We start from the raw sequence: 10,683 nt of genomic DNA on the forward strand, positions 1-10,683 counted from the left end.
CCGCCGCGATCTGGCACAACGACCAGACCGGGCAGCCCGTCATGCGTTCCCTCACCGCGTACGACCACTGAACCCCTTGGCATCAATCATCTAGCGGCGCTGTCTTCGCAGCCACCGTGGAACTCCGTTCCTTCTCCGTGGTTGGCCGTCCCCGTCCCGCCACGACGAGCTGGGCCGTGTTCAGCCCGGCCCACTGGCCTCGGGCCCGCGTTTTCGCAAAGGCCCTGGGGACAAGCCGGGGGCATCGGGATACCAGGGCGAAAGGGGCCGCCGCCTGGCAGGTTACCGCTGCCGGCCGGCCTGCTCCGGCGCGATGGCGCGCGCCCTACGTCAGGTGACCGCTTCCGCGGGCGGGCGTGCCCCTATCCCTGGCGGGCCGCCGTCGCGAGGGTGCCCTCGATGAGGTCGCGCAGCTGGGAACGGGCGGTGATGCCCAGTTTGGGGAAGCTGCGGTAGAGGTGCGAGCTGACCGTGCGCGGGGACAGGAAGAGCTTCTCGCCGATCTCACGGTTGGTCAGCCCGCGGGCGGCGAGCCGGATGATCCGCCGCTGTTGCGGGGAGAGTTCGGCGAGCGCGTCGGGGGCCGCGTCCGTGACGTCGAGACCGGCGGCGCGCGATTCGGCCCTGGCACGCTCGATCCACGGGTGCGCGCCCAGGCGACGGAAGATCTCCAGGGCCTCGGTGAGCGGCCCCCGCGCCTCCGCGACGCGCCGACGGCGCCGCAGCCACTCGGCGAGGTCGAGCAGGGTCTGCGCGCGTTCGAAGGGCCAGTACGCCAGGACCGGATCCGCCAGAGCCGCCCGGAAGTGCGCTTCGGCGGCCGCGGGGTGGGCCAGCAGGCCACGGGCCCGGCCGATCAGCGCCCGTAGACGAGGCGAAGCACCGTCCGCCAGCGCAGACGCCGAGCGCTCGACGATCGCGACAGCCTCCTCACGGCGGCCGCAGCGCACGGCGGCGGCCGCCAGATCCGCGAGGGCCGGGTAGGCGGCGTGGTAGTGCACGGGCGCGCCGTCGGCCGTGAAGACCATGCGGAGCTGGTCGTAGGCGCTCTCGTAGGCGCCTTCCGCGGCCGCCGCGGCACCGAGCGCACGACGGGCGTAGACGCAGACCGAGCGGCTTTCCAGCGGGTCGATGAGAGCGAGCGCCTCCTCGGCCCGGGCTCGGGCCGAGGACACATCGCCCTGGAAGGCCAGCACGGTGGCGTCCACCGTGGCCGCGCAGGCCACGGCGTGGTCGAGGCCGGCCGCCCGGCCGACCGCGGTGATACGGGCGCAGGCCTCACGGGCCCGGTCCCACCTTCCCCGCTCCACGTAGGCCCAGGCGACCGCGCCGCTCAGCCCCTCGGGCAGCGCTCCCCGCAACTCCCAGCAACCGAAAGCCTCGTCGAAAACGCGCACGGCCCGGGGGGTCTCATCCAAGAGCCACGCCATGACCCCGACCATGGTGAGCCACTCCGGCCGGGCCTTCGCCTCGACAGCCAACCGCGGTAACACGGAAACGAGTTGGGCCCGGTCGTCGAAAGGGTCCGAGACGGCTCTCACCCAGGTGCGCAAGCCCGCGTGGGAGGCGTTCTCGGGAATGCGCCGCAGGATGTCCTGGATGCGGTGGCGCTGGGTGTCCTCTCCGGAGTAGAAGCGGACCACGGCGGCACCGGCCACGAGGTCCAGCGCGGCGGCGGGCTGGGAGGCCGTCAGCTCCTCGGCAGCGCCGGCCAGCCGGGAGAAGACCATGGTGTGGCGTCCGGTCAAAACCGCCAGCCGTCCGGCTTGCACAGCGGCGCGGGCCAGCAGGGTCGCGTCATCCGTGCGCGCGCGTGCCGCGGCGACCAGCTCCTCGACCCAGGCGAGGTCTCCGGTGAACACGGCCGCCGCGGCGGCTTCGACCAGCAGCCGGGCGCCGTCCTCGCGCCGCGGTGCGAGGTCCGCGGCGCGCCGCAGGGCCTGGGCCGCCGCCGCATGGCCGCCGCGCCGGCGGGCCCGGTCGGCGGTGCGCTCCAGTTCCGCCGACACGGCCGCGTCCGGGCGCGGGCTGGCGGCGGCCAGGTGCCAGGCACGCCGGTCCGGTTCGTCCCGCAACAGTTCGGCGAGCGCCAGGTGTGCCTCGCGCTGGGCATCCCAGGACACGGCGTGATACACGGCGGACCGCACCAGTGGGTGGCGGAACCGGACGTGCCGCCCGATCCGCCGGACCAGCCCGGCCCGCTCGGCCGGCAGCCAGGCCGCGTCCCCGGCGCGCGGCAGTCCCGCCGAGACAGCGATCGCCGAGTCGGCGCTGTCCATGGCGGCCAGGAGCAGCAGGGCCCGCGTGGTGGAGGCGGGGAGGCCGTCCAGGCGGGCGGCGAAGATCCGCTCCAGGTGATCGGTGAGCGCAAGCGGACCCGCGGACGGCAGCCCCGCGGCCGTGTCGTGTGCCGATGCCGCCCTCGTCAGTTCCACCAGCGCCAGCGGGTTGCCGCCCGCCTGGTCGAGGATCCGCGACCTGGTGTGGCCCGTGGGGCTCTTCGGCTGCAGGTCCAGCAGCTGGTTGGCCGCGGCGTTGTCGAGCGGTCCCAGGGTGAGCATCGGCACATGACGGCCGAGTCCCGGAAGGCGATCGCCGTCACGGGCCCCGATCAGCATCGTGACCGGTTCACCGTCCAGCCGTCTGGCAGCGAAGGACAGCGCCTCCAGGGAAGCACGGTCGAACCACTGCGCGTCGTCCAGCACCACGAGCACGGGATGGTGGTCGCCCAGACCGGACAACAGGCTCAGGACGGCCAGCCCGACCAGCATGAGATCGGGTCCCGACGTGGCCGGCCCCTCGCCGAAGGCCTCCCGCAGCGCAGCGCGCTGCCTGCCCGGCAGTGCGTCCACCTCGGCCGGCACCGGCCGCAGCAACTGATGCAGCGCGGAGAAGGCCAGGCCCGACTCCGACTCGCTCCCCTCGGCACGCAGGATGCGAGCACCGCCGGCTTCAGCCCGGCGCACCGCGTGCTCCAGCAGCACGCTCTTGCCCGTGCCCACGTCACCGGCCAGCATCAGCACCGAACCGGCCGGCACAGAGTCCACCGCACGAAAGAGGCGCGCCAGTTCCGCGTCCCGGCCGACGACCGGCTCCCCCGGATCCGCTCCCACGACCGCACCGCGGCCACCGGCGTGTTCGTCCACGGAATCCCCCGGAATGTGCGGCTTTTTATCGGGGCCGCCTTGCCCCGGCCCGCCCAGGGTACAAGCGGCCGGGCCCCGGGCCCGGGCCATGCGCGCAGGTGCAGTCACGTGACGGATACCGCGGCGCCGAGGCCGCTCGTACGGTTCCGGGAAAACCTTCCGCATTCCCAAGGACGCCTCATGGAACACATCACGCTGGGCGACGTCTCCATCACCCGGGTATGGGAGTACTTCGGCTCCGTCGCAATGACGCCCGGCACCTTCTTCCCGGAGAGCCCGCAGCACGTGTGGGACGACGCCGCGCCCTGGCTGACCCCGCATTTCCTGGATTCCGAGACCAATACCGTCAATTCCGCGATCCAGACCTGGCTGCTGCGCAGCGCGGGCACGACCATCCTCGTCGACACCGGCGTGGGCAACCACAAGGACCGCCCGTACGCGCCGGTCTGGAACCGCCTCGACACAGGCTTCCTGGCCAATCTCGCGCGCGCCGGCGTCGCCCCCGAGGACGTGGACATCGTGATCAACACCCACCTCCACGTCGATCACGTCGGCTGGAACACCTACCTGGACGGCCGGCAGTGGGTGCCCACCTTCCCCAACGCCACCTACCTGATGCCGAAGGACGACTTCGACTTCTGGAACCCCGAGAACGGCCACAAGCCACTGCTGGGCCGCGGCAACCAGAACGTCTTCGAGGACAGCGTGGCCCCGGTGCACCAGGCCGGCCAGACGCTGCTGTGGGAGAACAGCCACCGGATCGACGCCGGCCTGCGCCTGGACACGGCCCCCGGACACACCCCCGGCTCCTGCGTCCTGACTCTCACCTCGGGGACGGACCGCGCGGTGTTCGTCGGCGACATCCTGCACAGCCCCGTGCAGATCATCGAACCCGACTCCAACAGCTGCTTCTGCGAGGACCTCGCGCGCGCCCGCGCCACCCGCCGCAAGGTGCTGGGCTGGGCGGCTGACAACAACGCGCTCGTGATCCCCGCGCACCTGGGCGGCCACGGCGCCGCCGAAGTGGCACGCGAGGGGGACAAGTTCGCCATCAAGGGCTGGGCCCCCTTCGCCCCGTACACCGAGCAGGCCTGAACCCCGCGGAAAGACACGAGACATGAGCCACCACACCGAGCCCGTCGTGACCACTGCGCAAGGAGCCGTCCGCGGCCTGCGCCAGGGCGGCACCGCCGCTTTCCTGAACATCCCCTACGCCGCCCCGCCCCGCGGCGCCGGCCGGTTCCAGGCGCCGCGGCCGCACGAGCCGTGGGACGGCGTACGGGACGCCACCGTGCCGGGGCCCAACGCGCCGCAGCCGCAGCGCCGGCTCGGCAGCGTGGACATGTCCCCCTACTTCGGCACCGGCTGGAGCCGCGGCGAGGACTACCTCACCGTCAATGTCTGGACACCCGCCGCCGCGAACGGCGACCTGCCCGTCATGGTGTTCGTCCACGGCGGCGGATTCGTCGCCGGATCGACGCGGTCCGCGCTGTACGACGGCTCGGCCTTCGCCCGCGACGGCGTCGTCCTCGTCACCCTCAACTACCGGCTCGGCATCGCCGGGTTCCTCGACATCCCCGGCGCGCCGGCCAACCGCGGCCTGCTCGACGTCGTCGCCGCGCTGCGCTGGGTACGGGAGAACATCGCCGCCTTCGGCGGTGACCCGCACAACGTCACCCTCTTCGGCCAGTCCGCCGGGGCCACCATCGTCGGCGCCGTCCTCGCCACACCGGAAGCCACCGGCCTCTTCCACCGGGCGATCATCCAGAGCGGCAGCGGCCTGGGGGCGTTCACCACCGAGCAGGCCGCCCGCGTCACCAGGGCAGCAGCCGAGGCCCTGGGCATCGAGCCCCGGGTCGAGGCCTTCGCGGACATCCGCGACGACCGCTTGGTCGAGGCCGGCTCCCGGCTCACGGGCATCGACCTGCGGACCGACACCCACCACGACCCGCTGCTCGGACTCAGCCCCTTCAGCCTGGTCCTCGACACGCAACCCGCCGAATCCATCGCCACCGGCCTCAGCAGCGCCATCCCCGTGCTCATCGGGACCAACACCGAAGAGGGAAACCTCTACCTCGTCCCGATGGGCCGATACGCCACCTCGACCACCGCTGACGTCGACGATGCGGCGGCACGCGCACACCCGAAACCGGCGCGGCTCGTCGAGACGTACCGGACGGCACGCCCCGAGGCGTCTTTGGGCGAGCTGCGCTCCGCCATCATGGGCGACGCGCTGTTCGGCGCGGGCAGCTGGGCCCTGGCCGGCGCGCACGCCGCCCACCGCGAATCCACCACCCACACCTACGAGTTCGCCTGGCGCTCCCACTCTTTGGACGGACAGCTCGGCGCCACCCACGCCCTCGAACTGCCCTTCGTCTTCGATCTCACCCACCTTCCCCGGCTGCACGGACCCGCCGCACTGCTCGGCCCTGACAAGCCCCCCGCGGACCTCGCCGCCCGCATCCACGAAACATGGATCACGTTCGCCAGGACCGGCGACCCCGGCTGGGACCCGTACGACGACAAGCGCCGGGCCACGATGCGCATCGACACCGAGTGGACCCAGGTCGACGACCCCCGCAGCCAGGAACGAGAGGCCTGGCGCTGACCCCCGGCCACCGCTCCCAAGGACACACCATGACCAGAACCGCCATCACCACCAAGAACACACCCGCCCCCGCAGCCCCGCTGCCCCAAGACATCCACACGGGCCCCGTCCCGCAGGTCCCCGGGCAGCTCCCGCTGGATCCGGACACGGGCGACGTCGCCGGGACCACGGCCGCCGAGCAGACCAGGCAGCCGGTGGAGGCGAAGAGCCGGCCGCCGGCACGCACGTGGTCCGGCGACCTCGAACCCACCCTTTGGGAAAGCGCACATGTCCCGGCGAACGTGTGTGAGGTGGCGCCGAATTTCGACGGGTTCGGCTTGGGAACTCGTCGCGTGATCAGTCGTCTGTATAGGAGAGGCAGACTGCGGTGGGTTCGAGTACCACCTGGTCTTGGGTGAAACAGTCGGCCTGCTCGGTGGCCACTTCCGCTCCGCAGTTCCCGCACAGGACGTTGGGTCCGTTGGTGCCGCTGGGGCCCTGGCAGCAGGCACTCAACCGGTCCCACCCAGGGTGCGGTTCGGTGCCGACGACGTCGTCGGGATGAACCACGAAGCCGGGTACGTCGATGGTGAACTCGCTCAGCCGGAAGTTCGGGGCATAGGTGCCGCGCGGCATCCGCAGTGGCCGGGTCCGGATGCCGGGAATCTCTGAGGGCGGGACCGGTGGCGGAACTTCGATCTTGGTGACCGATGTGGTGAGCGGGCGTTGACAACGGTCACACAAGAAGCGCGGCATGTCGCTGACTCTGCGGCCGGAGATCTGTCCTGACCAGCGATTTCAAACCGGTCACGGCTCCGGCGGACGGGTGGCATCGATGTGGAGGGAACAAGTGCCGGCCCCGGATCGGTGGGGAGAGACCTTCTCGGACGACGTCGTCGCGGCCGCGATGATCGACCGCCTGGTCCACCATGCCGAGGTTCTCACCCTGACCGGCGGCTCCTACCGGACTCGGCAGCGACGCGAGTTCCTGGCACAGGAGAACCGAGCCCACCGCGACTGAGTCCCTCAGCCGGGCCGGTCGGCCGAGCGAAAGATGTGCTCTCGCCCTGCGCGGTCCTCGAACTCGACGCTGAAGGACAAGCCCGTCCTGTCCAAGGCCCCCAGCAGGTCAGTGATGCGATCGGGATCCACGAACCCGCTGAAGATGACGGGTTCGAGTGGAGTCAGCTCAAGTTCCGCGCACTCGTTCCCGACCTGGAACTCGGTCCAGCTCGATCGCCGGACCCGCCAGCCGGCGCGGAAGAACAGCTCAGCCGCGCTCTGGGCGCTTGCTGTCCCGGTCAAAGATCCCCGGACGTTGCTGCCGAGATCAAGCTGAGCCACGGCAGCGGCATCAAGACGCGGGCCGTCTGTCCCGCCAGAGGTGAAGTCCACGCCGGACAGTATCGGGCAGGTGACCGTCATCGCGCGCACGGGCCGACGGACAGACCCGAACCGACCCCACGGGGTCAACTCCGCCGGGCTGGTGCGGGGTCGAAAACCCTTATGGCGGAAGAGGGTCCTGGGATCAGTGCTGGTTCCCTCGACTCCGCCAGCCTCGCAGCATGGCTGGAGACATGCTCACGGGGACGGGCTGGTACGAGGAGGACGCCTTCGGCGGGGACGACCTGATGGAACCCCAGCCACGGGAGCAGGCCGCAAGCCGACCGTCCTCTCGCGCATAGCGGAACACCGACGCTTCGTCCCGTCGGCGACGACGGAGCCGGCACCCAGCCTCGGATTCCGCCGCGCCTGACCCCGCACGGGGTCGGGCGCCCGTCCGCTCACGGCCCGGGAACCGACGACGGGGTGGTCAGCGGGCGAGGGTGACGGTGATCACCGAATTGTCGCAGGCGGCCGTGATCCGCTGGATCGCGGCATGCTCGGCCCGGTCCACGCTCAGGCCCCACCGGGTCTTCACGGTGACCCAGTCGGAGATGTAGCGGCAGGTCCGCGCCGACGGCCGGGGGCATCCAGTGGGCCGGGGGTCGCGGTCGGCCTTGGACTGGTTGGCGCGGTCATGGACCGCGAGGAGGGAGCGCGAGTCGTCGAGGTCGTTGGCGTAGGCCTGGCGCTCGGCCGCGCTCCAGGCCGCCGCCCCGACTGGCGGGGAGCGTCATCCCGAACATGCCATATTCCTCGACTCGTCGCTTCCGGTCTGGCACCGAAGCGCCGCCATGTAGAGCCGGCCTCGTCCTGCCCTTGGTCGGCGGCGCTCCGGAGTGGGGCGAGCCGGTCGCACGGCCGGCTCCCGACCGGCGAGCTTGCGGCATGCCGGCCCGGCTGCGGATGCGCGGAACCGATCGGGCAGACCGTAAGGGTGACGTCGACCACGGATGCCGCCGGCCTGCAGCACCTGCGCGCGGGCGCCGTGCCCGTCGCGGCCGTTCGCACTCGGCGGTCAGGTTGCGGACGGCGCCGTTCAGTTGCTGTGCGTGTCGTGCCGGGAGGCCCGGATCCGACGCGGTCGGTGTCCGCGGTTCCTTCGGGTACGGCGTTGCCCCGGTGCGGGGGCTGAGTCGGTTCGCACCCGGGGCTGGGCGGATCGGCGCTGTTGTGGGCGGGTGGCTGGGGGTCGGTCCGCGCGGCACCCGGTGTGGTCTATCCGAAGAAGAACGCGCGGACGGTGCGCACGTCCGCGGTCCCGGCGGGGTCGCTGAAGACGAAGGTTTGGTGGGGCGGGATGTCGTGCTCCTCGACGTTGCCGTCGGCGAAGGTCACGTAGACGGTCAGCGTCACGGAGCCGTCGTTGGTGCATTCGGTGGTCTTCGTGGCGGGGGGCGCCGTCTCGGTCTCGTCGGGGTCGAGGGTCGAGAGAACAATGACGTTCACCCCGTCGACCATTCCGGTGCCGGTCCTGTCGACGCAGATGAGGGGGCTGGCGCCGATAAACTGTGCGTGGGCGGGGACCGCGGCCGCACCGATGAGTGCGGCGGCGGCGATGGCGGGGGCGAGGACGCGCGATGCGCGCATGTGGGGGGCTCCTTGCGTCTGTGGCACGCGGGATGCGGCCGGCTGAGGCTTGCGCGGACGTTCGGGGTGCTGGTCGCCTCAGTGGCGGGCTCGGCGCGACGGGCGACGTCGGGCTGGGGCGGAGCTCGCGCCGCAACCCGTCACGGATCGGATCCGTTTCATCACTCATGATGCGCGTGGGTGGTGTTCGTGTCTTCGGCGCGCGGGAGCGGCCCCTGGGCGGACGCCGTTCCCTTCGCGCCCGGGCCGGCCACCACGGCTCGGAGCGGGGCGGTGGGACGGGTATCCGTCGCGTGCTGCTGCCTCGCCCGCTTTGGGGGTTCGGCGCTCGCCGCGCGTCAAAGGCACGGCCAGGACATGTGGTTGTGCGCAACCGGCTAGCTGCGGCACCGAGGATCGTTCTCCAGAGACAGATGCTTAGCCCCGCACAGCAGCCCCCACGACCGGTGGCGCCGCGAGGCTCGGAAGTCCCCGCTTCCGGGCGATCAAGGACACGAGCCCGGTGCTTCGCAGCGGGTTCGGTGTCCGTCCCGAGCTTCCTCGCCCTGGGCGGCGTACCGCCATCGTCGCAGGGCGGGCTGCGCAGCGGCCGGACGGCGACGACGCGGACGGCGCCTGGTCGGAGGTGTCGTCATGTCGCGGTCCGGGACCGCGGCCGGAGCTACGCCGGGAGTCGTGTCAGGAAGCCCGGGACAGGCCGTTGCCGACGGCGCGAGGCCGTGCCGGCCACCGCCCCGCCATCCCCCTCGCCACCGCGCTCGGGCCTGCCTCCCAACGGCGCCCACGGCATGCGGAGGTGGAGGGGCTGCCCGAGGTTTGAAGGGGCCGGGTCGTCCTTCCCGCCTCAGTATCAGGGGCCGGAACTCATCAGGAGAGAGAGTAGAAGCGACTGCTCTACGGCGTCAGTACCGCCATCACCACGGCGGCCCTGTGCCTGACTGCCGCCACCAGCGCCAGTGCCGCCGACTCCGTTAAGATCGACGGCCTCCGACGGCACAGAGCGCTTGCCGGTGTGGATCTCACCCTCACGTACAACTGCTCCCTGGCCGACGGACCGACCGCCCCCTCGATATGACGCTTCAGGACACAACGACCAATACTTCCGCTGGCCAGCGGCCGAGTACACCGTGTACGGACGAGGACATCACCAGGACGTTCCTCTTCCCCACCAGCTTCAACATCAACACCGGGGACACCGTCGACGTACATGTCAGGCTCCATGTTCAGGCGACGGGAGTGACCTTGGCGTCCGACGACAGGACTGTCACGGTGACCCGTTTCTGAAAGCGGGAGGCCCCCTCGCCGAGCGAGGGGGCCTCCCGCGGGCTCACCTTCTCCCCGCCCGATCCGGGCGACGGCCAGACGGACGCGCGGCTCGGCCCGAGGCGGCGCGCGGAACGGTGCGGCTCAGCTCCTCCCCTGGGCAGGGCAGGGCACCGGAACGCCGTGGCCGCCGAGCCGAGTCTGTCGCCGGACGCCGTCGGCCCGGCCACACCGGCCCCGGCCGCACCGCGACAGCCGGGCGCACCGCGGCCGCGCCACAGGCCGTCACGGCGCCCGGGAAAGCGCTTCTACCTGTCGGCGACCGCCGGCAGAAGCCGGCCCAAGCCCGTTGCCGCGCGAACCTGCCCACGGTTGGGGCACCTCAGCCAGGCCCAGGCCTGATCGAGCCCCGGCACGTCCAGCAACGCATTCGGCCGCACGGGCGGCCGGTCGCGTGCCGGAGCGACCTGTGGCGAGCTTGCAGCGGGCCGCGCGTCCGGCTGCGGATCGGCGGAACCGGATCGGGAAAGGGGGGGCCTGGCGGCGGAAGGCGCCCGCCGGCGGGCAGCCGGCGGCCGGGCGCTGTGCCCGTCACCGCCGTTCGTACCCGGCGGCGGGGGGGGGGGGGGGGGGGGGGGGGGGGGGGGGGGGGGGGGGGGGGAGAGAGGGGGGGGGGGGGGGGAGAAGAGGGAACGCAGGTGGTGGGTCTTGGGG

7 protein-coding genes are annotated in these 10,683 nt (G+C 72.0%); 3 read left to right on the top strand and 4 right to left on the bottom strand.

Annotated elements, in window-relative coordinates; translation table 11 throughout:
- Positions 1 to 362: 362 nt before the first annotated feature.
- Positions 363 to 3,146 (bottom strand): helix-turn-helix transcriptional regulator, encoded by a 2,784-nt coding sequence (locus tag ACZ55U_RS38155; RefSeq protein ID WP_465534098.1) that lies wholly within the window; start codon positions 3,144 to 3,146, stop codon positions 363 to 365.
- A gap of 180 nt (positions 3,147 to 3,326) precedes the next feature.
- Between ACZ55U_RS38155 and ACZ55U_RS38160 the strand changes: the two genes are divergently transcribed.
- Complete coding sequence (locus ACZ55U_RS38160) at positions 3,327 to 4,241, top strand: MBL fold metallo-hydrolase (RefSeq protein ID WP_465534086.1); 915 nt, start codon at positions 3,327 to 3,329, stop codon at positions 4,239 to 4,241.
- Between the two features lie 22 nt (positions 4,242 to 4,263).
- Positions 4,264 to 5,754 carry a carboxylesterase/lipase family protein gene (locus ACZ55U_RS38165; RefSeq protein ID WP_465534088.1) on the top strand — a complete coding sequence of 497 codons (1,491 nt, stop codon included), beginning with the start codon at positions 4,264 to 4,266 and terminating at the stop codon, positions 5,752 to 5,754.
- 336 nt (positions 5,755 to 6,090) lie between these two features.
- Here ACZ55U_RS38165 and ACZ55U_RS38170 read toward each other — a convergent pair whose 3' ends face one another.
- Positions 6,091 to 6,489, bottom strand: coding sequence for a hypothetical protein (locus ACZ55U_RS38170; RefSeq protein WP_465534090.1), 399 nt, complete (start codon positions 6,487 to 6,489; stop codon positions 6,091 to 6,093).
- Here ACZ55U_RS38170 and ACZ55U_RS38175 point away from each other — a divergent pair.
- Positions 6,488 to 6,754, top strand: a complete 267-nt coding sequence (locus tag ACZ55U_RS38175) for an ATP-binding protein (protein ID WP_465534092.1) — start codon at positions 6,488 to 6,490, stop codon at positions 6,752 to 6,754. The two genes, ACZ55U_RS38170 and ACZ55U_RS38175, sit on opposite strands and share 2 nt — an antisense overlap.
- 5 nt (positions 6,755 to 6,759) lie before the next feature.
- On the opposite strand, the gene ACZ55U_RS38180 is transcribed toward ACZ55U_RS38175, so the two are convergent.
- Positions 6,760 to 7,128, bottom strand: a complete 369-nt coding sequence (locus ACZ55U_RS38180) for a hypothetical protein (protein ID WP_465534094.1) — start codon at positions 7,126 to 7,128, stop codon at positions 6,760 to 6,762.
- 1,206 nt (positions 7,129 to 8,334) lie between these two features.
- Positions 8,335 to 8,706 (bottom strand): hypothetical protein, encoded by a 372-nt coding sequence (locus ACZ55U_RS38185; protein WP_465534096.1) that lies wholly within the window; start codon positions 8,704 to 8,706, stop codon positions 8,335 to 8,337.
- Positions 8,707 to 10,683: the final 1,977 nt, after the last annotated feature.

This window comes from Kitasatospora sp. NPDC034533 (assembly GCF_055575155.1).

Bases quoted from the DNA above. Each gene is read 5' to 3' on its own strand.
- ACZ55U_RS38165 (WP_465534088.1), top strand. From the start codon at position 4,264: ATGAGCCACCACACCGAGCCCGTCGTGACCACTGCGCAAGGAGCCGTC.
- ACZ55U_RS38160 (WP_465534086.1), top strand. From the start codon at position 3,327: ATGGAACACATCACGCTGGGCGACGTCTCCATCACCCGGGTATGGGAG.
- ACZ55U_RS38170 (WP_465534090.1), bottom strand. From the start codon at position 6,489: ATGCCGCGCTTCTTGTGTGACCGTTGTCAACGCCCGCTCACCACATCG.
- ACZ55U_RS38185 (WP_465534096.1), bottom strand. From the start codon at position 8,706: ATGCGCGCATCGCGCGTCCTCGCCCCCGCCATCGCCGCCGCCGCACTC.
- ACZ55U_RS38175 (WP_465534092.1), top strand. From the start codon at position 6,488: ATGTCGCTGACTCTGCGGCCGGAGATCTGTCCTGACCAGCGATTTCAA.